Origin of the sequence: Campylobacter showae (assembly GCF_900699785.1) — a bacterium.
Lineage (GTDB): Bacteria > Campylobacterota > Campylobacteria > Campylobacterales > Campylobacteraceae > Campylobacter_A > Campylobacter_A showae_D.
The window spans coordinates 2042593-2066750 of the sequence record NZ_LR535679.1; the positions used below are offsets into that span (position 1 = coordinate 2042593).

Here is a 24158-nt window from a genome sequence, read left to right on the forward strand (position 1 = left end):
GATGAAAAAAGAAGAAATTTTTGAGATCTTAAAGTCCGCGCTAGTGCAGCTTTTTGAGATAGATGAGGCTAAAATCACGCCGCAAACGCGCATTTACGAGGATTTGCAGATAGATAGCATCGACGCGATCGATCTAATAGACCACATCAAGCGCAAAACTGGCCACCGATTGATGCCTGAAGATTTTAAAAACGTAAAAACGCTCGAAGACATCGTAAACGCGGTGGCTAAAAAATTTGACGAGCAAGCTTAAAATCGCCCTAAGCGTAGTTAGCATCCTTTATCCGTTCGCGCTATTTTTCGCGGGCGATTTTGCCTTTTGGGTCGTTTGGGCGCTTGCCGTGCTATGGATAGCGCGCGGGGCGTTTTCAAGCGGTTTTGAGAGGAGGCTTAGTATCGCAGCGGCCGTTTTTTTCATAGTATGTATGATTTTTAGAGGCGGATTTTTAGCGTATCTTTATCCCGTTTTGGTGAGTTTGGCGTTTTTTGCCTTTTTTGCTTTTAGTCTAAAAAACGAGGCCGTCATCACCAAAATCGCAAGGCTAAAAGAGCCTGATTTGGATGAAAAAGGCGTGATATATACGCGAAATTTGACCAAAATTTGGTGCGCGTTTTTTGTTTTTAACGCCGCCATGTCGCTTGCGCTAGCCTTGATGGAGGATAAGCTTTACTGGAGCGTTTATAGCGGCGCGGTATCTTACGCGCTGATGGGAGCGCTATTTTTCGGGGAAATTTTATTTAGAAAGAGATTTGTAAAAAATAATGAGCTTTGAAGAAAATTTAAAAAATTTTAGATTTACTGACGACTCGCGCGACGTCTTTGACGCGTGCCTCGGGTTTGCCGCGTTTTTAGAAAAAAACGGCATAAAAGAGCTGCAAATTTATCTTGATGACGCGTTTAAATTTTACGCCGCGTTTTTTGGCTCGCTATTAGCGGGCGCGACTCCTTACGTGCTAGCAAAGCCGATCTATGAGCCAAATTTGACCGCCGTAAACGATGAAAATTTTTCAAATTTTCTTTCAAGCAAGCTTGCTGAGGGGCTTAAATTTGATCTGCAGGCTAAATTTTACCTGCAAACTTCAGGCTCGAGCGGCAAAAGCAAGATGATAGAAAAGTCGCTAGCGCAGATGATGAAAGAGAGCGAGTATTTAGCCGCTGATCTAAATTTTAGTAGCCAAAATACCTTTTTTTCGAGCGTTTCGCACAGGCATATGTTCGGACTTACGTTTAAGGTCTTTTTGCCGCTGGTGCTGGGCGCTCGCGTCATCGCGGACGAGCTAAACTACCCCGAGGCGATTTTGGGCTTAGATCTCGCAAATCACGTATTTATCGCTAGTCCGGTGTTGCTTAGGACTCTAACCCAAAGCCCCGCCGCAAGCGCGCTAAAGGCCCTAAGCGGGATCGTAAGCGCGGGTTCGCCGCTAAAAAAAGAGCTAAGAGACGAGCTAGGCCGAATCTGCGATGCGCGGATCATCGAAATCTACGGCAGCACGGAAACGGGCATAGTGGCTAGGGACGAGGGGTGCGGACTTAGGCTGTTTAGCGCGGTGAACGCCGGGCTAGACGGTAGGGGCGCGCTAAACGTGAGTTCGCCTTGGTGCGACTTTTTTCAGACTAACGACGCGGCTAGCATCGACGAGGGCCGCCTCGCGCTACAAGGCAGGATAGATCGCATCGTCAAGCTAAACGATAAGCGCGTGAGTCTAGAGAGTATCGAAGCAAAGCTGCTAGAAAGCGGCCTGCTCGCGGACTGCTACTGTGCGCCGCATCCGAAATTTAAACGCATCGCTGCGCTTTTACAGCTTAACGGCGAGGGGCTAAAAAAATTTAGAAAAATCGGCAAAAAAGGCGTTGCAGACGAGTTAAAAGAGCTTTTGAGGCTTGAGTTTAAAAACAGCGTCCGCTACTTTAAAATCGTGGAAAAAATGCCGCGAAATCAGCAGGGTAAATTTGAAAAAAGCGAATTTGAAAACGCGCTATTTGCTAGTCCCAAACCAGTCTGGAGCGGCGGGCACGTAAATGAGGCGGGCGAAATTTGCGGCAGTCAAATTTATAAAAGCGGCCAAAATTTAGCTAGCGGCCCAAACTGCGGCGCGGATAATGCAAGCGATGTCTGCGCTAAATTTGAGGGGGGCGGCGAGCGGCTGGAAAACTCGGTGCAAAAATACGAATTTAGCGCTATCATGCACGCAGGGCTTGAGATTTTCGAGAGCCATTTTCCAAATTTACCGCTACTGCCTGGATTTATGCAGCTTGATTACGTCTTTGAGCTAGCTAGCAGGGTGGGTATCGACGTTAGCGGCGCAAGAGCTGTAGAAAATCTAAAATTTATGAAGTTTGTAAGACCTGGCGATTTGCTCCTAGTTTGTTTTGAAAAGCGCGGCGGCAAGCTTTACTTCGAGCTATTTTGTAACGGCGAAAAGTGCTCGGTCGGCAGGGCGGCGCTTTGAATAAATTTGCGTTTTTAGTACCCTTTTACAATCACCCGCAAAATATCAAAGCCCTGATCGTCGCACTAAAAACATACGAGCTGCCCGTTATCGTCGTGGACGACGGCTCTGATGAGGCGAGCAAGCTAATCTTAGCGGAGCTTGAGCGCACTGAGGGCATCTTGCTGCTCACGCGCGCGCAAAACGGCGGCAAGGGCATCGCGATGAAGGACGGGTTTAAATTTGCACTGGAGCGCGGTTTTAGCCACGTTTTGCAAATCGACGCCGATTTTCAGCATGACGCGGCGCTCATCGGCGAGTTTTTGAGGCAGAGCCGGGCACACCCGCAAAGTATCGTCTGCGCAAATCCTATCTACGGCGATGACGCGCCAAAATCACGCGTCCACGGCAGGAAGATCACAAATTTTTGGGTCGCGATAAATACGCTAAGCCTTGGCGTCAAAGACGCTATGTGCGGGTTTCGCGTCTATCCTTTAGAGCAGCTTAAAAAAGCGGTGGCAAAAAGCAAAACAAATAGGATGGAATTTGACATCGAGATCCTAGTAAATGCCGTTAGGCAAGGCATTAGCGTGCGCTGGATCGATACGAACGTGCGCTACGAAAATGGCGGCGTTTCGCACTTTAAGATGCTACGCGATAACGCGCTAATCAGCCTCATGCATGCAAAATGCTTTTTTTCATTGCCTAAATTTGCGCTGGGTAAAATTTGGCGAGCGTGCGGGCTAAATTTTGGCGAAAAAAACGCGGCAAACGCTCAAATTTCCGTAGAGGCTCAAGAAAGCGCCGAGCAAAATCTCTGGTGGAAAAGACAGGAAAGAGGAGGGGCGTTTTTTTTAAGACTTAGCCTATTTTTGTCTCAAATTTTGCCTGAGTTCGCGCTAAAGCTTATCGTTAAAATCGTGGTTTGGTTTTATTATATATTTTCAAAAAACGAGCGCGAAAATATCGCCGAGTTTAGACGAAATTTAAGCGAATTCGCAGGCGCGCAGACGCTAAAAAAAACGAGCGTTTTTAGCCATTTTGAGGCGTTTGGCGGCGCTATCTGCGATAAATTTAGAGTCTGGAAAGGCAAGATCAAAGATGACGAGCTAGAGATCATAGACCTAGAGCGCATAAAAAGCGAACTAATCGGCGCGCAAAAGGGGCAAATTTTGCTCACGGCGCACCTTGGAAACGTCGAAATTTGTAAGGCTTTGGCTGCGCGGGTCGAGGGCTTTAGGATGGTGATTTTGACTTATGACGAGAACTCGCGTAAATTTAACGAAGTGCTGCGTGAAATCAGTAAAAACGGCGGCAGCGTGCGCATGATGGCGGTAAATAAGCTAGACGTAGCCGCGATGCTAGAGCTAAAAAATATCGTCGAAAGCGGCGAGCATATCGGCATAATGGGCGATAGGACGCCTCTTGGCGGAGATAAGGCCGCGCGCGTGAAATTTCTAGGCAAGGAGACGAGTTTTAACTACGGTCCGTACTTGATCGCGGGGATTTTAGGCGTAAAGATAAGCTCGCTGTGGTGCCAAAAGATCGGCGGTAAATTTAGGATCGAGCTCGTACCGCTAGCAAGCGCCGTAAAGCTAGGGCGAGATAAGGCCGCCTCAGCGCGCGAATATCTGCAAATTTACGTCCGCGAGCTGGAAAATCGCTGCAAGCAAACGCCTGTGCAGTGGTTTAATTTTTTTGATTTTTGGAGATGAGATGATATCAAAATCAGTCGCGCTAAAGGCGCAGTTTTACGACGTAGACAGCATGAACGTCGTGTGGCACGGCAACTACGTGAAGTATTTCGAGACGGCTAGATGCGCGCTGCTAGAGGAGATAGGCTACGACTACGAAGCGATGAGGGCGGACGGCTACGCCTATCCGATCGTAAAAATCGAAGCAAAATATATTAAGCCCGTGTTTTTCGGCGATGAGATCGAGGTAGAGGCGACACTAAAGGAGTGCGAGTGTTTTTTAAGGATCGGCTACATCGTAAAAAGCGCCAAAACAGGCGAGACGCTGTGCACGGGCGCGAGCTCGCAGGCGGCCGTGGATATGCGCGCGATGCAGACGTGCTTTGAGATCCCGCAAGAGTTACAAAATGCAATAAAAAGGTATGTAAATGAAAAAAATAGCGATAATTTTTAGTTTGGCTGCGAGCCTGATGGGGCTTGATTTTAACGAGATAAAATCTCAAATCAAAACGCAAAATATCAGCGGCGATTTCGCGCAGACGAAGTTTTTGAGCGGTTTTAACGTGGAGTTTAAAAGCTACGGCAAATTTGAACTCAGCCAAAGCGAGCTGCTCTACGATACGTTAAGCCCGATCGCGGTGAGTATCGTCATAAACGAGCGCGGTATCTTTCAAAAAAGCGGCAACCAGCTCATAAAAATCGATCAAAATTTTGATAAAAAGCTCTTTTTATCTATCATAAAGCTCGATAAAACCGAGCTTGAGAAGGAATTTATCTTTAAAATCTCAGGTGACAAAAACAACTGGAAAATCGAGCTGACGCCCAAAAACGTGCTGCTAAAACAAATCTTTACGCGTATTTTGGTCGGAGGCGATAAATACGTCAAAAAGATCGTGCTAAACGAGGTTAGCGGCGATAAAACGGTAAATGATTTTTACAACGTAAAATGAAAAAATCCGCGCGTTTTTTTATCTTTTTAGCGGCGTTTTTAGCCGCGCTCGCCGTTTGTTTTACAAACGCGAAAAAGATAAACGCGGATATTTTTTCTCTCGTAAATTTTGAAAACTCTACCGAGCAAACCGCGCTAAAATCGATGCTTGATAGCGCTTCTAGCGAGTTTTTGCTGGCTTCAAATTCGCCTGAGCTTTTAGAAAAAAGTGAAAATTTAGCCGTGCAAAGCGGAGTTTTTGAGGAGTACCGCGCAAAGCAGGACGTAAATTTAACATCCTATCTAACTCAGCTAAACGCCCTAAAAATCGCGCTTTTAAACGAGCAAACCTACGAGCTTTTGGTAAAAGATAAAAACGAGTTTTTTAAACAAAGCGCGCAAAATTTATTTAATCAATTCGCTTTTAAGCCGCTTAACGCGAAGGATGATTTTTTCGCCTTAAGCTCGCATATGAGCCTCGAGAGCTCAAAAATCAGCCTAAATTTGTCAAATTTGATGCTAGAAGCCGCGCACGAGGGTAGGAAATTTTACCTCGTAAAAGCGCGCCTAAAGCCCGGCTACGAACCGCGAAATTTGATCAAATTTTATGAAAGCGTCCGCGAGCTCGCGGCGCAGGACGGAGTGCAGGCTTACGCTAGCTGCGGCGCGCTATACGGAGCCTATGGAAAAAAGGGCGGCGACAAGGAAAGTGCCGTTATGAGCGCGGTTTCGCTTAGTTTTTGCGCGATTTTTTTGCTGCTCGCGTTTAAAAATTTGCGCATTTTTTGTGTCGTTTTCGTCGCGATTTTCGGCTTTGCGTGCGGGCTTGCGGCTTCGCTTTTGATCTACGAGAGCCTTAGCGTCATGGTCGTGGTTATCGGCACGAGCCTGGTCGGGCTGATGTTTGACTTCGCGCTGCACTGGCTGGGTAAAAATCAAAACGCGCCCGTGGCAGCCGCAAGCGTGCGTCTGATGCTTAAAATTTTCCTGCTCGGGCTTTGCATCACGATGAGCGGATACGGCGTTTTTGCCTTTTCGTCGCTTGAGCTGCTGCGCCAAACCTCGATATTTTCGCTATTTACGCTGCTTGGGGCGTTTTTATTTACCTATTTTTGCCTGCCTTTTATATTTGAGGGTGCGACGTTTTCGCAAAGCGCCGTGTTTTCGAGATTTTTTGATAAATTTGCAGGACTTTGCGAGCGCGCGGCGGGAGCGATAAATTTAAAAACTTTACTCGCCGCATTTGCGCTTTGCGCGGGAATTTTGGCGCTAAATTTTAAAAGCCTAAGCGCGCCCGAGCAGATTAAAGACTACGCAAGCTCGCCCGCGCAGCTGCTGGAACAGTCTAAAAAGATCAGCGAGATAACGGGCGCCGCGCCGCAAAACTCCATCATCGTACTAACGGGCGCCGAAGACCAAGTCGGCGACGAAAAGCGGCTGATGCGCGAGCTAAAGCAGGCAAATCTAGTCAAAGACTATGCTTCTGTTTCTAAATTTATCCTAAGTCTGGCCGAGCAGGAAAATGTAAAAAATATCTTTAAAGAAGCCGCGCAGGACGAGGAGGTCTTTAAAATTTACGCACGGTTTGGCTTATCCGCCGAGCTAGTAAAACCCGAGCTAGAAAAGATCGCAAATGCCGAAACTATCGGTGCTAGCGAGATTTTAGAATTTGACGCGGCAAAAAATTTGACGCGATTTTTACCGAGCAAAAACAGCAGCGTGGTATACGCCGAGGGGCTAGCGGGCGGCGTAAAAACGGATGAAATTTTAAAGGCAAACGGCGCATTTAGCGTCGATTTTGTCGGCGCGCTAAATCAAAATTTGACCGAGGCAAAGGCCTGGGCCGCGGTGCTAAAGGGCGGCGCTTTTTTGCTTGCGTTTGCGCTTTTGTGGGTGTTTTTCGGGGCGGCGCGCTCGCTTTTGGTTATGAGCGTCATCGCGCTTGGCGTGCTAGCCGTGCTTTGCGGTTTTACGGCGCTCGGCGTCCACGTAAATATTTTTGCGATTTTCGGGCTTATCTTGGCAAGCGCGGTCGGGATCGATTATCTCATCTTTGCGCTAAATGAGGATCTGTCGCGACGGGAGCGCCTGTTTGGGATATTTGCCGCGTTTGTCACGAGCTTTATATCGTTTTTTGCGCTTAGTTTTAGCCAGACGCCAGCAGTTAGCGTTTTTGGGCTAGCCGTTAGCCTTTGCGTCGCGTTTTATGGGCTTGCCGCCTGCATACTCGCGATGAAAAATTTGGCTTAAATTTAGCAAAAAGAGGTATAATCGCGAGCTTACGCAGCGCGAAATTTGACCCGAACGGGCGCGCTAAATTTAATAATACGGAAAGAAAATGCTAAAAATAAACGGCAAAGATGGGGGCGAATTTATCGGCAAAACCGTAGAGCAGCTGCTCGCCGCAAAGGGGCTAAAGCCTGAGCGTATCGCAGTCGAGTTAAACGGCGAAATCTTGCCCAAAGATAAATTTGACGCGGTGCTAAGAGACGGCGACTCGGCCGAGATAGTGCATTTTGTAGGCGGAGGTTGAGATGAAAAATGACGAAAAAAACGATATTTTAGAGCTTGGCGGGCATAAATTTAGCTCGCGCTTTATCCTGGGATCGGGTAAATTTTCGCTACCTCTTTTGGAGGCTGCGGTGCATGAGGCGGGCGCGCAGATCGTGACGCTAGCGCTTCGGCGCGTGAACGAGGGCGGACTCGAAAATATCCTGGACTTTATCCCGCGCGGCGTGACGCTGCTACCAAATACCTCTGGTGCACGAAATGCCGATGAGTGCGTGCGTATCGCAAAGCTCGCGCGAGAGGCCGGCTGCGGCGATCTCGTCAAGGTTGAGGTCATCAGAGACAGCAAATACCTGCTGCCCGATAACTACGAGACGATAAAAGCGACCGAAAAGCTCGCAAACATGGGCTTTGTCGTGATGCCCTATATGTATCCCGACCTAAACGTCGCGCGCGATCTGGCGTCTGCGGGCGCTGCGTGCGTGATGCCGCTGGGCGCTCCGATCGGGACGAACAAAGGCCTTTGTACGCGCGAATTTATCAAAATTTTGCTCGACGAGATAGACCTGCCCGTGATCGTTGACGCGGGTATCGGCAGCCCCGCGCAAGCGTGCGAAGCGATGCAGATGGGCTGCGCGGCCGTGATGGCAAATACCGCTATCGCGACTGCTGGCGACGTAAAAACGATGGCGCGAGCATTTGCGCTAGCGATACAGGCGGGCAGGCTGGCGTACCTATCGGGGCTTGGCAATGTAAGCGAGAGTGCTAGGGCGTCGAGTCCGCTGACGGGATTTTTGGAGTAAATTCGGCTTTAAATTTGATGATATAAAAACGGCGTCAAATTTGAGGCGGGCGAGGATTAAATTTGCCTCGTTAAATTCTGCGAATTTTAAATTTGATAAATTTGCCGAGTTTTAAATTTAGCGCCGAAAAGCACGGGTCTGGGCGCGTCAAATTTGCCGCCTTGCGCTCTAAAAACGATCAAATTTAACGCCTAAAATTTAGACGAAAAAACGGAGAAATATTTGAAAAATATAGACGTGATGGAGTATGCGGCGGACGCCCAGCGTATCGACGAAACGCTGATGCGGCGGGTACTAGCTGCGCGCGAGGGCTACGACTACGAGAAATTTGACGCCCTCAGCGTAAAGCGCGCTCTTGGCGAAGAAAATCTAAGCGTAGAGGGCCTAAAAGCGCTTCTAAGCCCCGCTGCGAGCGCATTTTTAGGCGAGATGGCTGAGGCGGCGCGAGATAGGACGCACAGGCAGTTTGGCAACTCGGTGCAGTTTTTTACGCCGCTTTATATCTCAAATTTTTGCGATAGCGACTGCGTTTACTGCGGCTTTAGCTCGAGAAACAAGATCTCTCGCGTGCGGCTAAAGGCGGACGAGGCTGCAACGGAGCTAGCAAATATCGCAAAAAGCGGGCTAAAAGACGTGCTGATTTTAACCGGCGAAAGCGCGAAAAAAAGCGACCTGGGCTATATCGGCGAGGTATGCAAGGAGGCGTCTAGGCTTTTTAGCAACGTCGGCGTCGAGATCTATCCGCTAAATGCCGACGAATACGCGTTTTTGCACGGTTGCGGTGCGGACTACGTCGTGGTTTTTCAGGAGACTTACGACCCAGCGGCGTATGCGAGATTTCACCTCGGCGGTGTCAAGCGCTCGTTTGCCTACCGCTTCCACGCCCAGGAGCGCGCTCTCATGGGCGGTATGCGCAGCGTCGGATTTGCCGCGCTTTTGGGGCTTGACGACTTTAGAAAGGACGCTCTAGCCACAGCTCTGCATGCGCATCTCATCCAGCAAAAGTACCCGCACGCCGAGATCGCGCTATCTTGCCCGCGCCTTCGCCCCGCGATAAACAAGGCTCACGTCGGTCCGAGGGACGTCGATGAGAGGGCGCTGTTTCGGGTCATTTGCGCGTACCGCCTCTTTTTGCCGTACGCAAATATCACGATCTCCACGCGCGAGTCGGCGCGCTTTCGAGACGGGGTCATCGCAGTCGCCGCGAACAAAATCTCGGCCGGCGTTAGCACGGGCGTGGGGACGCACTCGGATAAGGCCAAAAAGGGCGACGAGCAGTTTGAGATCAGCGACGCGCGCTCGGTCGAGGAGATACTAGGCGCCGTGCGAGGGCTAAATTTGCAGCCCGTGATGAGCGAGCATATTTACGTTTGAGGTCGGTCGGCTATCGGTCGCGCGTTTTTGCGGACGTAAAATTTGGCTTTTAGGGTAAAGAGCGATGGAATTTGACAAATTTGAGCTCGTTTGGGTGACAAACCGCCGCTTGAGCGAGGATTTTTTCGCTGATATTAGGCGCGTAGCGCAGGGCGGTAAGGCGGATAAAATTTTGCTCAGGGAGAGCGATCTGCCCGAATGCGAATATGAAAATTTAGCCCAAAAAATGCTTGATATCATCGCTGAGTGCGGCTCTGGCGCGCGGCTCGTTTTACATACTTACGCAAACGTTACAAGTAGGCTTGGTGTGGGTGAACTACATCTGCCTTTTGCTAAATTTATGGCGTTAGGAGGCGAGCGGGCTACAAATTTGAGAAATTTGGTTAAATTTGACGGCGTCTGCACGGATAAAGACGAAGACGGCGGCATTTGTGCGTCAAATTTAACGCAAAAGCTTAAAGTCGGCGTTTCGGTCCACTCTTTGCAGCAGGCTTTATCGGCGCAGGAGCTAGGCGCTGATTACGTCGTGGCGGGGCATATTTTTGATACGCCCTCTCACGCGCCAGAGCGAGGCAGGGGGCTTAATTTTTTACAGGAAATTTGCAAGAATTTAAGCATAAAAACCTACGCTATCGGCGGGATAAATTTTGAAAATCTAAGCGAGATCAAGGATGCGGGCGTAGCCGGAGCGTATATGATGCGGGGATTTTTGAGTTAAAATTTAGTTGCCGATGTTTTATTGATTTGGCGGTTAAATTTGAGTCGGCGGCAATTTCTTTAAATTTGGATTTTGCAAAAAAGCAAACCTCGACTGCGAGTAAAATTTACCGCGCAAAAACGTAAAATCATCTCAAATTTGCAAATCTCTGTTTTTGCGTAAAATTCTCAAATCACCGCCGTAAAATCCGCCAAATTTAAGACTATTTTGCTACTATTTCAGACGAAATTTAACTCAAAATGGAGAATACGTGAAAAAATTGATCTTTGTTACAGTGCTTTGGGCGTTTAGCTTTAGCCTCATCGGCGAGTTTTTGGCGGGGCGAGTGGATAGCTACTTCGCCGCGTTTTCGCGCGTCGTGCTTGCGCTTGGCGTGTTTTTGCCATTTATGATTAAGGATTTTGCCGCGCAAAACCTAGCTTTATACGCCAAAGTAGCCGCGATCGGCGCGATTCAGATCGGCGCGATGTATATTTTTTACTACAACTCGTTTGCCTATCTTAGCGTCGCCGAGGTCGCACTCTTTACGATATTTACGCCGTTTTACGTGAGCGTGGTTTACGATGTGCTGGCGGGCAGGCTTAGGCTGCTGTATCTGTTTAGCGTAGGCACGGCGGTTTTGGGTGCGCTCATCATCAAGTACGGCAACGTAAACAGCGGCTTTTGGCATGGATTTTTGCTCGTGCAGGGGGCGAATTTATGCTTTGGCGTCGGACAGAGCGCGTATAAATTTTTACTAGAAAAGCGTGATTTTAACGAGCAAAGAGGGGTTTTTGGCTACTTTTTCGTCGGAGCCGCGGCGGTTACGGGCGTAGCCTTTGCCATGTTTGGAAATCCGGAAAAAATCAACCTCGACCTCACGCAAAGCGCAGTGCTGCTCTGGCTTGGTATCGGAGCTAGTGGTCTTGGATACTTTTTATGGAACAAAGGCGCATGCGAGGTAGATAGCGGCACCCTAGCTATCATGAACAACGCTCTCATACCTGCGGCCATCATCGTAAATTTAGTATTTTGGCATAAGGATGCGGATATACTAAGACTCTGCCTTGGCGGTGCGGTGATTTATGTCTCGCTACTAATCCATAACAAAATCATCGCGCACTACGAGCGAGCAAGCGTAGCGGCAAAATAGTTAAATTTGAAGTCAAATTTAGCTAAAATTTAAAACTAGCGGCGGCATTTGAGTTCGCCGCTATATGTTTTGTTGCAATTAATTTGCTTCTTTTGTTTGGACGGTATTTTACAGATACGATTTTTATGGTACCGCCTTGTAAAACCGCCTTAGAGCTTTAAGGCGCTAAAACTCTAACCTCATTAAAATATACGTAAATACAAAATAGCGTGATAGAAATACACCAAAAGGCGCAAACAGTAAGAAAAAGAAGGCCGAAAAACACAATCGTCCATCTTGGTATCTCTAGTGTATAAATTTGCATCTTAATTTTAATCTTGCCAAGAACAAAAAAGAGAAAAAGCTGACATGGTCTTTGAGGATTGGAGGCAGGTTTGATGGTATAATAAATAGCACAATAATTCTTGCGACAACCGTAAAAATAGCGAATGCATTACAGCGTTTCTAGGCGTTTTTTTTTGGGGGGGGGGGTGGTGGTGCCCGAGGTCGGACTCGAACCGACACAAGGTTGCCCTTACCAGATTTTGAGTCTGGCGCGTCTACCAGTTTCACCACTCGGGCCAATAAAGAGTTGAGATTTTACCTTGAAAGATATAAAAAAGAGATTAAAAAAACATGAAAGCTCAAATTTGAGCTTTCATGAAAGGGGGATTATTTCTTTTTGCCTTTTTTGCCTGCGCCGGCTACTACGGCTTCTTTTAGTTTTTTGCCCACTTTAAATTTAACGGCTTTGCTAGCAGGAACGTCGATAACTTTTTTAGTTCCAGGTACTCTTGCCTTTCTAGCTGCTCTATCGGCTGTACCAAATGTACCAAAACCTATAAAGCTAACGCTATCTCCTGCAACTAGTGCGTTTTGGATTACTTCTAGTGCCGCGTCAACGACTTTTAGAGAATCTTTTTTAGAAAGACCAGCCTTTTCGGCAACAGCTTGAATAAAATCAGCTTTTTTCATTGAACCATCCTTAATAAGAAGTGATATGCGGGCATTTTACAACGTTTTTATAAAAAATACAATAGTTTTTAGCCGAAAATTTAACGAATTTCACGCAAATTTGACAAAAAGTAGCGAATTTTAGACGATTTGCACCAAAAACTCGCTTTTTAGCCCCGTTTTTTTGACGTCTATGAGGCGCAAATTTTCTATATCCATTTTGCAAAGTTCGCCGAAATTGTTTACTCCGTTTTGCGCAACCTGTCTCAAAACTATTCCGCGGTAAGCTTTGGCGTAGTGACTGACGACTTTGCCGTTTTTTAGAAATTTAAAGGTCGCAAACGGTTTTCGTATGCGGTAAAATTTCTCGTAAAACTCAGCCCTAAGGTCTAAAATATCGTCATCCCCCAGCCACTCATCTATCTCGTCACTAAAATTTTGCCTATAAAATTCCTCCAAATTTAGCCCGTTTATGCGCTCGCCTTGTTTTAGTTTGTATTCGGGCAGCATATCCGCCGCAGTCACGGGGCCGAATAAATTTGAAAAAATCAGCGTATTTTTATCTATAAACTCCTGCGGCGCGCTATCAAGGCTGCCGTAGTCAAGGTGCTTGTATGCTACTCCGTCGTAGCGCAGGATGGCTTTTACCGCGCCTTTTTTAAAAAGACTTTCGCGCAAGCTCGGCTCGTCGGTCAAATTTTTTACGCCGAAAAGTTTTGAAATTTTCTCCAAGTTTGCCGTTTGTAAAAAATCATCGTAAATTTTTAAAATTTCGCGCCGCTTTTCATATAAATTAGGAAAAACAAAGTCGCCCCTATCTATAAATTTATTTGGACTCACGGCGGTTTTGGCTTCGCTCGGCGAAAAGAGTATTTTCATTGATGCTCCTTAAATTTGGCAAAATCATATCTAAAACTAAATAAATTTTGAAATTTGACGATATAGCGAGTGGAACTTTATTTGCTTGTAAGAGCTTAATTAAATTTAAGGAAAAACTCAATGAGAATGACGAATCAGTTGATGAAATTTATGAACAACTACGACTACCAGACCAATATGAAAGCGCTTTACAAGCTAAATAACCAAATGTCAACCGGTCTAAAAATCCAAAATTCTTTCGAGGACAGCAGCGTCTATAACGACGGCATGAGGCTTGATTACGAGGTTGCGACGCTTGAGCAGGTGCAAACGGCGACGTCGAAAGCGCAGCACTTTTCAAAAAATACCGACAAGGCTTTGGGCGAATTTAAGCAGCAGCTTGAGAGTTTTAAAACAAAGCTGGTTCAAGGCGCCAATGAAATCCACTCCAAAACATCGCGCGAAGCCATCGCAAATGACCTTCAAGGTATCAAAAATCACTTGGTAAATATCGCAAACACCTCGATCAATGGGCAGTTTTTATTTTCTGGAAGCGCGATAAATACAAAGCCTGTAAACGGCGATACAAACGAGTATTATGGCAATGCGCAGGCGATGAAAACGGTAGGCGGAGCTCAGGTAAATTTGACCTACAACCAAAACGGGCAGGAGCTATTTTTGGGCAAGGACGGCGATTATAATAAAAAAGTTACATCCAATACGATGCTAAAAGCGCAAAATTTAGACGATAGAAACAAGACCGTTTATATCGATAGCGAGCATAAAATGCGCGATTTAATCGGTTTTAAATACGTAAAAGACGAAAAAACACTAACCAATCAAGATTTTACCGGCACCGGCGTGAGGCGGTTTCAGGACACGACGTTTTTCTTGCAGGGTAAAAAGCCAAACGGTACGAGCTTTACGAGCAAATTTAAGATGACTTCGGACGCTTCGATAAATGACTTGCTAGAAAAAATCGGCACCGAATACGGCAACACTCCGACTAATAAAGTCGTCGAGGTAACGATAAACAACCAAGGTCAAATCAACGTAAAAGACCTAAGTAAAGGCAATCAGGTTATTGATTTTCACATGATAGCGGCGACGAAAAAGGTGGCAAACGCCGGAGATTTGACTGCGGCAAATATCAATGCAGCCTCAAATGCGTTTAATAACATTACGAATCTCACGGGTGGCAATCCTGCAAATTCGCTTGAAGCTAGGGTGCGAGCAAACCCTGACGACTATGAAATCACGGAATTTGTAAAAAGTAAATACGAAGACCTGGGCGGAGCCGTTACAAATGCTTACGACTACGACAAGATAAACTTTAAACAAGAGGGTAGAAATCTAGTAGGCACAGTATCGCAAGTAGAACGGGGCAGCGGTAAATTTGCCGACGATAACACGACTCTAAGCCAAGTTGTGGCCTCAAAAGAGCTATATCCTGGCGAAAGAGACAAATACGATATAAACGACCAAGCCCTAAAAATGCAGATCAAATCTAAAAGCGGCGGAGATTATAAGGTCGACGTGCTTTTTGGTACCGCCGTACCTCCTACGACCTCAGGCAATGCGCGGGTAAATATAACAAGGCCTGACGGCACCACATATACGACCGAGGTTTGGGATAGCTTTTATAACGACACTACAAACCCGCCGACTACCGAGGGTAGAACTACCCAGTCAAAAAATATGACCTTTAGGCAGCTAAACGATATCATAGGTATGGTTGCTAGCGATAGCGTCCCTGCAGGCGCCGGCGGCAACACGCAAGCCGACTATGCCGCCTACAAGCAAGCCATCGCAAATTCACAAGGTAGCGTCGAGGCAAATATGGATCATAGGGGCCGAATAAAAGTAACCGACAAACAAAACGCCGTTACTCCGATAAAAGTCGGAATTTACGACGAGGCAAATTCCGATCAATTTTACGGAGATAGCACCGGCACGACTCCTGCAACAAAGCAAGGAGACGGCTCGCTGTGGAGCTTTTCTGCAAACAACGGCGTTGAGATAGATAGCCCGAGCGTGGATATTTTTGATGACTTAGATAGGATGATAGAGGCCGTTAGGAGTGGTCAGTACCGCGCCGATAGCGAGGGCGAGCATCCGCGAAACTCAGGCATCCAAGGCGCGATCGAGAGGATAGACCACATCGCCGATCACGTGAGTAAAATCCACACCAAGGTAGGCGCTCAAAGCGCGGCACTAGCAGACACCAACACTCGCGCTAGCATCATGGAGGTAAACGTAAAAACCGTCAAAGCCGACATCACAAACGCCGACTACGGCGAGACCTATATGAATCTCATGCAAAAAATGATGTCGTATCAGGCGATGTTGCAGTCCGTGGCGAAGATAAATCAGCTCTCGTTATTAAACTATATGTAAAAACTCGCTATAATCTACCGTTTTATTAAAGTTTCGTTATCAAAGTGGGTGGAGCGAAAATGGGGTCAAATTTGGTAAATTCGGCTCTAAAATTCGCTTTCCCTCAAATTTAAATTTACTAAATTTAAAAGGACGCGCCATTTTAAGAGAATCGGTTTTAGTCGTAGTCGTTTGTTTTTTGATATTTTTTGGGATCGCTACCATCGCGCCTGCGGCAAATTTCGTCGGTAGCTTCGGCAATGCGATCGGACTTTGGAACTTCAAGCTTTTCGGCTTTATAGCTTACGTTTATCCTTTTGTTTTTATATTTTTTGCGTATTATATTTACAAATACTTTAACGGTTTTAATGCCGAATTTGCCCAGACGACGCTTGGTGCGGCGCTACTGTTTTTGGCGTTTTTGATGTTTCAATCAGGCGCGGACGCTAACTACGGCGGACTGATTGCAAATAGCGCAAACGAGGCGCTAAAAGACGTTGCGGGCGTGATAGGTATGTGGGTCTTTATCGTGATGCTTTTCGTGCTGAGCTTTGGCCTTATCGCGCAAGATAACATCATAGCTATACTAAAAAAGGCTTTCGTTGAACCTAGTACCAACGAAGATAAATTTGAAAACGCGGGCGAGGTTAAGCCTAAAACGCAAAAAAAGCCTAGGCAAATCAAAAAGCCTAAAGCTCAAAGCGAGTCAAATTTGAGCGAGGAAAACGGCGAAAAGCTAGAGGACGAAGATAGCCAAGGCGAAGAAAACGAAGCGCAGGATGAGGTCGAGTTAAATTTAGAAGAAAAAAGTACGGTCACGATAAACGGCGTCGAGATCCTAAACGAAGTCGCCGAAAATAAAAAGCTACTCGAACAAATGGAAAAAGGCAAGGTCGAAAAGCCTAAGGATTTTGCGTTGCCGCCGCTTAAATTTCTAAACGATCCGCCAAAGCGCTCGCACAGCGTAAACGAAGCCGAGATCGATCAAAAGATCTCCGATCTGCTCGATAAGCTGCGCAAATTTAAAATAGACGGCGACGTCGTGCGCACTTACACGGGTCCGATCGTTACGACGTTTGAGTTTCGTCAGGCGCCTCATATCAAGGTGAGTAAAATTTTAACCCTACAAGACGACCTCGCGATGGCTTTGCGCGCGCAGACTATACGTATCCAAGCGCCCATACCGGGCAAGGACGTCGTAGGCATCGAGGTTCCGAACAAAAACATCGAGACCGTATACCTAAAAGAAATTTTAGATAGCGAAGTTTTTAAAAACTCGAGCAGTCCGCTAACTATCGCGCTAGGCAAGGATATCGTCGGTGCGCCCTTTGTCACCGATCTAAAAAAGCTGCCTCACCTGCTAATCGCGGGCACGACGGGATCTGGCAAGAGCGTGGGTATAAACGCGATGCTGCTAAGCCTGCTATATCGCAACAGTCCGCAGACGCTGCGCCTGATGATGATAGATCCAAAGATGCTTGAGTTTAGCATCTATAACGACATCCCGCACCTGCTAACGCCCGTCATCACGCAGGCCAAGCAGGCCATCACCGCGCTATCAAATATGGTCGCCGAGATGGAGCGCCGCTACAAGATCATGAGTCATACGCGCACCAAAAATATCGAAAGCTACAACGAAAAAATGAAAGAGGAGGGCGGCGAGCAGTTCCCGTACATCGTCGTTATCATCGACGAGCTAGCCGATCTCATGATGACTAGCGGTAAGGACGTGGAGCTATACATCGGGCGTCTAGCTCAGATGGCTAGGGCTAGCGGCATACATCTCATCGTCGCCACCCAGCGCCCGAGCGTGGACGTCGTGACGGGGCTAATCAAGGCAAATTTACCTAGCCGCATCAGCTACCGCGTCGGTCAGCGCATCGATAGCAAGGTAATCCTAGATCAAATGGGCGCGGAGAGCCTGCTAGGACGCGGCGATATGCTATTTACGCCTCCGGGAAGCCCCGGCGTCATCAGACTGCACGCGCCGTTTGCTAGCGAAAAAGAGATTGACACGATCGTAAATTTCCTAAAATCTCAGCAAGATGTTGTCTATGACGAGAGATTTTTAGCCGAAGAGGGCTCTAGCGGCGGTGCGGGTACAGGCTCCGGCGCCGTAGCGGGCGAGCTAGACGAGCTCTACGAAGAGGCCAAAGAGATCGTATTAAGCGAGCAAAAAACCTCGATCAGCTATCTGCAACGCCGCCTAAAAATCGGCTATAACCGCGCAGCTACGATCATCGAACAGATGGAACAAATGGGCGTGCTAGGCCCGGTAAACGCAAAAGGGCAGAGGGATATTTTGTAAATTTGCTCAAATTTACAGGCGAGTATCGGCTGTATCTGGCGGATACCAGGTTGCGTTTGAGCGCGGCAAGGTCGCGGTTTTCACGCGCAAAATTTACGCGGGCAAAGGAGCTAAATGCAAACGGATGCTTTTGTACGGCTCAAATTTGAACTCTGCGAGTATCTAAGGCTCTACGATGCGGGGCTAAAAAAGCGAGCAAACGCGCATCTAAAGGGCGCGGTGCATAAATTTAAAAGCGAGTTTAGCGAGGCGGAGCAGAGCTATGCGCTAGGTGAACTTTGCCGCGAAATTTTAGACGAAAGCAAAAAGCGAGCTAAAAAACCTAAAAACCGCGGCAACAGAGAGCTACCGTTTCGGCTTGGCGAGCTAGCCAGCGAGTATCTAAAAAATCGCTGCATCGCAGGCCAAATGCCGCATCTACGCTGGGCGTATTAGCTCTGCGCGCACGGCTCTTGGGAGAGCTTGATAAGGACGAGCTTTTACGCCGCGCATACCGTCATGAGCGCTGCGACGCATACACCGTAGAGCTGTACTTTTGCATGCTATTAGACGCGCTAGACTGGGGCGCGCACCACTTTCCAGAGGGCTGTCTGATAGAGAGCGCACGCTATGAGCGGCTAATCCGCGAAGCCCACGACGCAATGTAAAAGCACGAGATAAGCGCGCGGCTAAATTCGGAATTTGAATACTTAGTAAAGCTTTACGAGTGCTATTTTGAGTTTAAATCTCGCGGCGGCGAGGTAGATTTTTACGCGCTGTGTGAAAAGGCGGGACTAAATTTTTCGCCCGTAAAGTCTTTTTATTATGAGTAGCGAGGAGCCCTTAAATTTGATCGGATACAAATTTAAAACAAGCGACAAATTTACGGCTCAAAATTTGGCGTTTAGTTAGTCGCAAACGATACGCCGAATTTCAAAATTTAAGCAAAAACGGCTTGCTTTAAATTTTAACTCAAATTTTACTCGCGCTCCGCAAATTTTACAAAACGCTCAAATTTACCCCTACGCCGCGATATTTTGCAGATTTTCAAAGCTAAATACGTTTAGTCCGTTTTTGTATTCGTAGCCCAGGGTTAGCTTGTGGGCTTTGATTATGTTTTCTACGATGTAGAGCCCCAGACCGAAGCTCTTTTGCGCGTTTTCGCCCTTAGTAAAGGGCTCTACGTAGTGGCGCAGCTCCTTTGACAATCGCTCGCCTTCGTTGATAAATTTGATCGACTCGCGCGTGATAGTTATATTTACGCGCTTGTTTGGAGAGTATTTTAGGGCGTTATCGATCATGTTCTTAGCAGCGATTGCTAGCAGTTTAAAGTCCGCATTTAGATTCACGTCTTCTAGCTTGCTAATAGTAACCTGTCCCGGATCAACCATCGCGATATCCAGAGCCTCGTCGATGATATCGTCGATACGGCAAATTTTAGTATTATTTAGCGCGATGTTTGAGGTGACTTGCTCGACGGCGGCAAATTCGTTTATGAGATTTTCGAGTTTTATAAAAACCGACACGAGTCGCTCTTGGTTTTTGCTTTTTTCTATCATTTCGGCGGCTAGGCGGCCTTTGGTGATCGGCGTTTTTAGCTCGTGCATTATATTTCTTAAAAATAGCTTGCGCGACGCATTTAAGTTTTTGATCTGACAAACCGCATCGTAAAATGCCTCCGCAACCTCGGAAATTTCGTCGTTACCGCTGCTGACATTTTGCACTTCGTCGATCTCGCCCGCGGCAAATTTAGCTATCTGGCGCTTTAGTTTTCTTAGCGGTTTTAGCTTCCTGATAACAAAAACGTAAGCGGCCAAAAGTATGATCGCCACTAGCGAAAAGATGATCTTGATGATGTCGTAGCGGTACGGTTGGTAGTCGTTATCCTTTAAAAGCAGGACTTTATCCACGTGCTGGACTTTTAGATAGTGGTGATTTTGATAGATCATGATAGCGCTGGAGCCGATGTCTGCTGATATCTCCTCAAGCACGGTTGCGTTTGCTAGGATCTCCTCTTTCTGCTGCTCGTTCGTGATCTCGGGCATCTTAAAGTCGCCCGTTTGGCGCTCGTACTCTTTTTCGTTTATGATACCGCTCATCAAAAAGAGCTGATTTCTAGCGATCGTGGAGTATTTGGCGTTTAGCTCGCGCGCGTAGTTTTGCTTGTCGTAGTCCATCAGCCACAAAAATGCTAAAAATATGCTTGTTAGCGCCAAAGCAAAGATAAAAGTGATAGTGTAAAAAACAGATGAACGTTTCATTTGCGGGCTTTAAAATTTACTGCATTAGCTTGTAGCCGATGCCGCGGATAGCGTGGATGTATTTTGGTTCTTTTGGGTCGTCGCCTAGCTTGCCTCTGATGCGCCCGATGATGACGTCGATGCTCTTGTTCGTCGAGTCCTCGCTGATGCTCGCGCAGTTATAGATGAACTCCTCGCGCGTGATAGCGCCGCCTTCTTTTTGAAGCATGTATTTTAGGATATCGTACTCCGCGGCGGTCAAATTTAACGGCTCGCCTTTTAGCGTGATGACGTGTTTAAAGTCGTCTACCGCAATATCTTTCTCGCGCGCAGGCTCCTTTGCGCCGCTTAAATTTGTGCCCGCTACCGCGCTTTGGCGGCGCAGATGGCTTTTGATGCGAGCTAGCAGCTCCTGCGGGTCGTAGGGCTTTGGCAGATAGTCGTCCGCGCCGTTATCTAGGGCGTTTACTTTGTCGGTGATGTCGTGACGCGCGCTTGAGATGATGATGGGCACGTCGTGGCGCTTGCGGATCTCTTTGCACACTTCTAGGCCGTCGAGTCCCGGTAGCGTGAGATCCAAGATCACGAGGTCGAATTTTTCTACGTTTAGCGTCGAAAGCCCGATATAGGGCTCCTCCGCCATCTTTACGTCCATATCGCTTTTTGCTAAAAACTCGGTCAAAATTTCAGCTAGCTCTAAATCGTCTTCTATCATCAGAATTTTTATCATTTTATGTCCTTTGGGGGATTATAGCGAGTTTTGACTAAATTTTTAATGGCGGCCGCGGCTCGTCTTTTTGCTACGCTACGCTTGCAACCTTCAGTCGAACGCTTTTTTAAGCTTGGTTAAATTTTGAAACTAGAAATTTAATCGGTTCAAATTTAAGATGAAATTTAGAAAATTTAATAAAGAAAAGGCGCAGTTTCCCGCGCCTTAAGGTAGAAATTATTTTATAACAAGACCTTGGAAAAGTCCGCCGCGATTGACCCAAACGAGCGTCTTTTTGCCTTTCGTGCTTGCTAGGGCTTTGTTAAAATCATCCATATTTTTGATATTGTCTTCGGCGATCTGGATGATGATATCGCCTTTTTCAAAGCCGATTTTTTCGGCATTTGAGCCGGCTTTTACGTCAGTTACCAGGATGCCGGTTGCGTCTGCAGGCAAGCGGTATTTGTACCTTGCGTTGTCGTCGATCGCCGTGACGCTAAGGCCCTCGATAGCCGTGCCGTTTTTTGCGGTAGGGGCGTTTGATTTTGCATTAGCGTTAGCTAGTTTTATCTTGGCGGTTTCGATTTTGCCGGAGCGTTCGTAGGTTAGCGTGATCTCTTTGTTTGGAGCTAGCGAGCCGATGAGATTTTTGAGGTCATTGGCGTTTTTGATCTCTTTGTCGTCGATTTTGATAACGAGGTCGCCTCGTTTTAACCCGGCTACATCGGCAGGGAGACCGCTTTCTACGCTGCTAATGAGCGCGCCTTCTTTGTTTTTATAGATCTCTTTTTGCTCTTCGTTGAGATTTGCTATCATCACGCCGATATATCCGCGCTCGATCTTGCCGTCTTCGATGAGCTTTTTGGCGATATCTTTAGTCATGTTTGACGGGATGGCAAAGCCGATGCCGTTGTTTCCGCCGCTGCGGCTAAGTATGGCCGAGTTTATGCCGACTAGATAGCCGCGGCTATCGACTAGCGCGCCGCCTGAATTGCCGGGATTTATCGAGGCGTCGGTTTGGATGAAATTTTCATATTGATTTAGTCCGATATTGTCTTTATTTAGGCCTGAAACTATGCCCTGAGTGATACTGCCGCCGACGCCGAAAGGATTTCCGATGGCAAATACGATATCGCCTTCCATCAGTTTAGCCGAGTCGGCAAACGGTATGGCTTTTAGCTCTTTTGCATCTATTTTGATGATGGCTAAGTCGGTTTTAGGGTCGGTGCCGATGATTTTGGCTTTATACTCTTTATCGCTATCTAGCAGCGTGACTACGATCTCGTCGCTATCTTCTACGACGTGGTTATTCGTCACGATGTAGCCGTCGCTAGATATGACGACGCCAGATCCCAGCGAGCTACTTTTTTGTTTTTCTTGAGGGATGTTAAACTGAAATCCGAAAAAGTCCTTGAAAAACGGATCGCTAAACATATCGTTCATGTCTGCGACGTTGCTGCTGACGGTTTTTGTAGTGGAGATATTTACGACTGATTTTTTAGCGTCGGCTATAGAGCTGTTGTAGGACAGCACGACGTTTTTGTTAAATTCCGGATTTATTCTAGTAAAATCCTCTGCGGGTTCGTTAAAGTTTATGCTTGCGGCAAAGATCGCGCAAGAAGTAGCCAAAGATAATATCATTATCTTTTTCATTACTTTTCCTTTTGATAAAATTTTTTCAAAGCGCGATTATATGGCGTTAAGCTCAACGTAAAGTTAATTATTATTTAAGTCGTTTAAAATCGTTTTATTTACTATACTTGATTGACATACGCTAAACTTTTATGCTATAATTGCTATAAAATTAATTGACTATAAGGACATAACATGAGCAATAGTCTTTACGAAACGTTAGGAGTGTCCGAAAAGGCCACCGGCGACGAGATCAAAAAGGCCTATCGCAGGCTGGCTCGAAAGTATCATCCCGATATCAACAAAGACCCAGGCGCGGAGGATAAATTTAAAGAGATAAACGCCGCGTATGAAATTTTAAGCGACGAAAAAAAGCGTGCGCAGTACGACAGGCACGGCGACGCGATGTTCGGCGGGCAAAATTTCCACGACTTTGCGAGCAGCTCGGGTATGGGAAATTTGGACGAAATTTTAAAAAATATCTTCGGCGGAGGCGGCTTTAGCGGCTTTTCAAGCAGGAGCGGCTTTGGCGGTTTTAGACAGACGGGCGGATTTAGCGGCTTTGAGGACGATGAGGATCTAGACTCCCGCGCAAAGGTAACTATCCCGTTTGACGTAGCGGTAAAAGGTGGCGAACACTCGATAAATTTTAACGGCGAAAATATCAAAATAAAAATCCCAAACGGTATCAACGATGGCGAAAAGCTACGCATAAAAGGCAAGGGTAGCGGCGGTCGCGGAGATCTGATACTAACCGTAAATATCGCGCCTAGCGACGAATACGAAAGAGACGGCGACGATCTATATAAAGACGTGCTAATCCCGCTAAAAACGATGATGTTTGGCGGTAAGATAGACGTAAAAACGCCTAAAAAAGACGTAACGATAAAAATCGCCGAAAACTCAAAATCCGGGCAAAAAATCAGGCTCAAAGGATACGGCGTGCAAAATAGAAAAAGCGGGATATTCGGCGATCTATACTTGAGGGCGCGCGTGTCATTGCCGGACGTAAATGCTCTAGACGGCGAGCTAGCCGAACTCATGAAGCAAAAACTCCCGGAGGCATAAGATGAAACAATACGAAGAACCGGTATATCTAATCAGTGTCGTAGCAAAGGTACTCTCCATACACCCGCAAACGCTTCGCCAATACGAGCGCGAAGGACTGCTAGAGCCCTCAAGAACCGAGGGCAAGATGCGTCTTTACTCCGAAAAAGACATGGACCGTATCAAGATGATACTGCGTCTAACGCGCGATCTGGGTGTAAATTTAGCAGGCGTGGATATCATCTTGCAGTTAAAAGAGCAGATCGAGCAGTCTGAGGTCATGATAAAGCAGATGAAAGATGAACTAGCTAAAATGGAGCAGGGCGGCGTGCCGTCTAAAAAAGCTCTGGTAAAGCGCAAAAATAGCTTTGATCTCATCTTTTATGATGATAAAAATTAATCCTTTTTATCCGTTAAAAAGGTAAAATCGGGTAAAATTTATTTACAAAACGCGCCAAATTTGAGGCTGTAAGGGTGCTAAATTTAGCC

The 24158-nt window shown here is 46.9% G+C and carries 22 protein-coding genes, 1 tRNA gene and 1 pseudogene; 18 read left to right on the forward strand and 6 right to left on the reverse strand.

What is annotated here, in order from left to right; genetic code table 11:
* Position 1 precedes the first annotated feature (1 nt).
* From E4V70_RS10045 to E4V70_RS10100, 12 genes are all read left to right on the forward strand, one after another.
* The gene (locus E4V70_RS10045; RefSeq protein ID WP_122862786.1) at positions 2-253 is read left to right on the forward strand and encodes an acyl carrier protein; all 252 of its coding nucleotides are present in this window, start codon (positions 2-4) and stop codon (positions 251-253) included.
* A complete protein-coding gene (locus E4V70_RS10050) occupies positions 237-773 on the forward strand; it encodes a COG4648 family protein (protein ID WP_122862787.1) in 537 nt (178 codons plus the stop codon). The genes E4V70_RS10045 and E4V70_RS10050 overlap by 17 nt, the downstream gene beginning before the upstream one ends.
* Positions 763-2451: an AMP-binding protein gene (locus E4V70_RS10055; protein ID WP_122862788.1), complete on the forward strand. Its 1689-nt coding sequence runs from the start codon at positions 763-765 to the stop codon at positions 2449-2451. The genes E4V70_RS10050 and E4V70_RS10055 overlap by 11 nt, the downstream gene beginning before the upstream one ends.
* On the forward strand, positions 2448-4145 hold the full coding sequence (locus tag E4V70_RS10060) for a glycosyltransferase family 2 protein (RefSeq protein WP_122862789.1): 1698 nt from the start codon (positions 2448-2450) through the stop codon (positions 4143-4145). Before E4V70_RS10055 ends, E4V70_RS10060 begins: the two co-directional genes overlap by 4 nt.
* A 1-nt stretch (position 4146) precedes the next feature.
* The gene (locus tag E4V70_RS10065; RefSeq protein WP_122862790.1) at positions 4147-4578 is read left to right on the forward strand and encodes an acyl-CoA thioesterase; all 432 of its coding nucleotides are present in this window, start codon (positions 4147-4149) and stop codon (positions 4576-4578) included.
* Positions 4553-5074: a LolA family protein gene (locus tag E4V70_RS10070; RefSeq protein ID WP_122862791.1), complete on the forward strand. Its 522-nt coding sequence runs from the start codon at positions 4553-4555 to the stop codon at positions 5072-5074. Before E4V70_RS10065 ends, E4V70_RS10070 begins: the two co-directional genes overlap by 26 nt.
* Positions 5071-7302, forward strand: a complete 2232-nt coding sequence (locus E4V70_RS10075; protein ID WP_122862792.1) for an MMPL family transporter — start codon at positions 5071-5073, stop codon at positions 7300-7302. Before E4V70_RS10070 ends, E4V70_RS10075 begins: the two co-directional genes overlap by 4 nt.
* Before the next feature lie 88 nt (positions 7303-7390).
* Positions 7391-7585 carry a sulfur carrier protein ThiS gene (gene thiS, locus E4V70_RS10080; RefSeq protein WP_122862793.1) on the forward strand — a complete coding sequence of 65 codons (195 nt, stop codon included), beginning with the start codon at positions 7391-7393 and terminating at the stop codon, positions 7583-7585.
* A gap of 1 nt (position 7586) precedes the next feature.
* A complete protein-coding gene (locus tag E4V70_RS10085; protein ID WP_122862794.1) occupies positions 7587-8363 on the forward strand; it encodes a thiazole synthase in 777 nt (258 codons plus the stop codon).
* A gap of 240 nt (positions 8364-8603) precedes the next feature.
* Positions 8604-9737 carry a 2-iminoacetate synthase ThiH gene (gene thiH, locus E4V70_RS10090; protein ID WP_232037891.1) on the forward strand — a complete coding sequence of 378 codons (1134 nt, stop codon included), beginning with the start codon at positions 8604-8606 and terminating at the stop codon, positions 9735-9737.
* Between the two features lie 64 nt (positions 9738-9801).
* Complete coding sequence (locus E4V70_RS10095) at positions 9802-10455, forward strand: thiamine phosphate synthase (RefSeq protein WP_122862796.1); 654 nt, start codon at positions 9802-9804, stop codon at positions 10453-10455.
* Between the two features lie 250 nt (positions 10456-10705).
* Positions 10706-11587: an EamA/DMT transporter family protein gene (locus tag E4V70_RS10100; protein ID WP_122862797.1), complete on the forward strand. Its 882-nt coding sequence runs from the start codon at positions 10706-10708 to the stop codon at positions 11585-11587.
* A gap of 474 nt (positions 11588-12061) precedes the next feature.
* Here the strand turns inward: E4V70_RS10100 and E4V70_RS10105 are convergent.
* The 3 genes from E4V70_RS10105 to E4V70_RS10115 all read right to left on the reverse strand — a co-directional run bounded on the left by E4V70_RS10105 (position 12062) and on the right by E4V70_RS10115 (position 13399).
* Positions 12062-12148: transfer RNA gene (locus tag E4V70_RS10105), tRNA-Leu, on the reverse strand.
* Positions 12149-12238: 90 nt separating this feature from the next.
* Complete coding sequence (locus E4V70_RS10110) at positions 12239-12541, reverse strand: HU family DNA-binding protein (RefSeq protein ID WP_002950674.1); 303 nt, start codon at positions 12539-12541, stop codon at positions 12239-12241.
* Between the two features lie 120 nt (positions 12542-12661).
* Positions 12662-13399: a YaaA family protein gene (locus tag E4V70_RS10115; RefSeq protein WP_122862798.1), complete on the reverse strand. Its 738-nt coding sequence runs from the start codon at positions 13397-13399 to the stop codon at positions 12662-12664.
* 126 nt (positions 13400-13525) lie between these two features.
* Between E4V70_RS10115 and E4V70_RS10120 the strand changes: the two genes are divergently transcribed.
* From E4V70_RS10120 to E4V70_RS11025, 4 genes and pseudogenes are all read left to right on the forward strand, one after another.
* Positions 13526-15775, forward strand: a complete 2250-nt coding sequence (locus E4V70_RS10120) for a flagellin N-terminal helical domain-containing protein (protein WP_232037863.1) — start codon at positions 13526-13528, stop codon at positions 15773-15775.
* A gap of 823 nt (positions 15776-16598) precedes the next feature.
* Positions 16599-18062: pseudogene (locus tag E4V70_RS10125) on the forward strand (DNA translocase FtsK); the annotation flags it as partial.
* Positions 18063-18176: 114 nt separating this feature from the next.
* Positions 18177-18497 carry a hypothetical protein gene (locus E4V70_RS11020; protein WP_232037864.1) on the forward strand — a complete coding sequence of 107 codons (321 nt, stop codon included), beginning with the start codon at positions 18177-18179 and terminating at the stop codon, positions 18495-18497.
* Between the two features lie 17 nt (positions 18498-18514).
* Positions 18515-18709 (forward strand): hypothetical protein, encoded by a 195-nt coding sequence (locus tag E4V70_RS11025; protein WP_232037865.1) that lies wholly within the window; start codon positions 18515-18517, stop codon positions 18707-18709.
* A 354-nt stretch (positions 18710-19063) separates the two neighbouring features.
* Here the strand turns inward: E4V70_RS11025 and E4V70_RS10135 are convergent, their stop codons facing one another.
* The 3 genes from E4V70_RS10135 to E4V70_RS10145 form a co-directional block, all read right to left on the reverse strand.
* A complete protein-coding gene (locus tag E4V70_RS10135) occupies positions 19064-20302 on the reverse strand; it encodes an ArsS family sensor histidine kinase (protein ID WP_122862801.1) in 1239 nt (412 codons plus the stop codon).
* Positions 20303-20318: 16 nt separating this feature from the next.
* On the reverse strand, positions 20319-21011 hold the full coding sequence (locus tag E4V70_RS10140; protein WP_122862802.1) for a response regulator transcription factor: 693 nt from the start codon (positions 21009-21011) through the stop codon (positions 20319-20321).
* A gap of 216 nt (positions 21012-21227) precedes the next feature.
* On the reverse strand, positions 21228-22643 hold the full coding sequence (locus tag E4V70_RS10145) for a Do family serine endopeptidase (protein ID WP_122862803.1): 1416 nt from the start codon (positions 22641-22643) through the stop codon (positions 21228-21230).
* A gap of 174 nt (positions 22644-22817) precedes the next feature.
* On the opposite strand from E4V70_RS10145, the gene E4V70_RS10150 reads away from it, so the two are divergent.
* Together E4V70_RS10150 and E4V70_RS10155 are read left to right on the forward strand one after the other, a co-directional pair.
* A complete protein-coding gene (locus E4V70_RS10150; RefSeq protein WP_122862804.1) occupies positions 22818-23690 on the forward strand; it encodes a DnaJ C-terminal domain-containing protein in 873 nt (290 codons plus the stop codon).
* A gap of 1 nt (position 23691) precedes the next feature.
* Entirely contained in the window at positions 23692-24069 is a 378-nt protein-coding gene (locus tag E4V70_RS10155) for a heat shock protein transcriptional repressor HspR (protein ID WP_122862805.1), read from the forward strand.
* Positions 24070-24158 lie beyond the last annotated feature (89 nt).

Excerpts from the sequence above, each read along its gene's own strand:
- E4V70_RS10115 (WP_122862798.1), bottom strand. The coding sequence starts at position 13,399 with ATGAAAATACTCTTTTCGCCGAGCGAAGCCAAAACCGCCGTGAGTCCA.
- E4V70_RS10120 (WP_232037863.1), top strand. The coding sequence starts at position 13,526 with ATGACGAATCAGTTGATGAAATTTATGAACAACTACGACTACCAGACC.
- thiH (WP_232037891.1), top strand. The coding sequence starts at position 8,604 with ATGGAGTATGCGGCGGACGCCCAGCGTATCGACGAAACGCTGATGCGG.
- E4V70_RS10065 (WP_122862790.1), top strand. The coding sequence starts at position 4,147 with ATGATATCAAAATCAGTCGCGCTAAAGGCGCAGTTTTACGACGTAGAC.
- E4V70_RS10085 (WP_122862794.1), top strand. The coding sequence starts at position 7,587 with ATGAAAAATGACGAAAAAAACGATATTTTAGAGCTTGGCGGGCATAAA.
- E4V70_RS11020 (WP_232037864.1), top strand. The coding sequence starts at position 18,177 with ATGCAAACGGATGCTTTTGTACGGCTCAAATTTGAACTCTGCGAGTAT.
- E4V70_RS10135 (WP_122862801.1), bottom strand. The coding sequence starts at position 20,302 with ATGAAACGTTCATCTGTTTTTTACACTATCACTTTTATCTTTGCTTTG.
- E4V70_RS10110 (WP_002950674.1), bottom strand. The coding sequence starts at position 12,541 with ATGAAAAAAGCTGATTTTATTCAAGCTGTTGCCGAAAAGGCTGGTCTT.
- E4V70_RS10150 (WP_122862804.1), top strand. The coding sequence starts at position 22,818 with ATGAGCAATAGTCTTTACGAAACGTTAGGAGTGTCCGAAAAGGCCACC.
- E4V70_RS10140 (WP_122862802.1), bottom strand. The coding sequence starts at position 21,011 with ATGATAAAAATTCTGATGATAGAAGACGATTTAGAGCTAGCTGAAATT.
- E4V70_RS10155 (WP_122862805.1), top strand. The coding sequence starts at position 23,692 with ATGAAACAATACGAAGAACCGGTATATCTAATCAGTGTCGTAGCAAAG.
- E4V70_RS10095 (WP_122862796.1), top strand. The coding sequence starts at position 9,802 with ATGGAATTTGACAAATTTGAGCTCGTTTGGGTGACAAACCGCCGCTTG.
- E4V70_RS10055 (WP_122862788.1), top strand. The coding sequence starts at position 763 with ATGAGCTTTGAAGAAAATTTAAAAAATTTTAGATTTACTGACGACTCG.
- E4V70_RS10145 (WP_122862803.1), bottom strand. The coding sequence starts at position 22,643 with ATGAAAAAGATAATGATATTATCTTTGGCTACTTCTTGCGCGATCTTT.
- thiS (WP_122862793.1), top strand. The coding sequence starts at position 7,391 with ATGCTAAAAATAAACGGCAAAGATGGGGGCGAATTTATCGGCAAAACC.
- E4V70_RS10045 (WP_122862786.1), top strand. The coding sequence starts at position 2 with ATGAAAAAAGAAGAAATTTTTGAGATCTTAAAGTCCGCGCTAGTGCAG.
- E4V70_RS10075 (WP_122862792.1), top strand. The coding sequence starts at position 5,071 with ATGAAAAAATCCGCGCGTTTTTTTATCTTTTTAGCGGCGTTTTTAGCC.
- E4V70_RS10070 (WP_122862791.1), top strand. The coding sequence starts at position 4,553 with ATGAAAAAAATAGCGATAATTTTTAGTTTGGCTGCGAGCCTGATGGGG.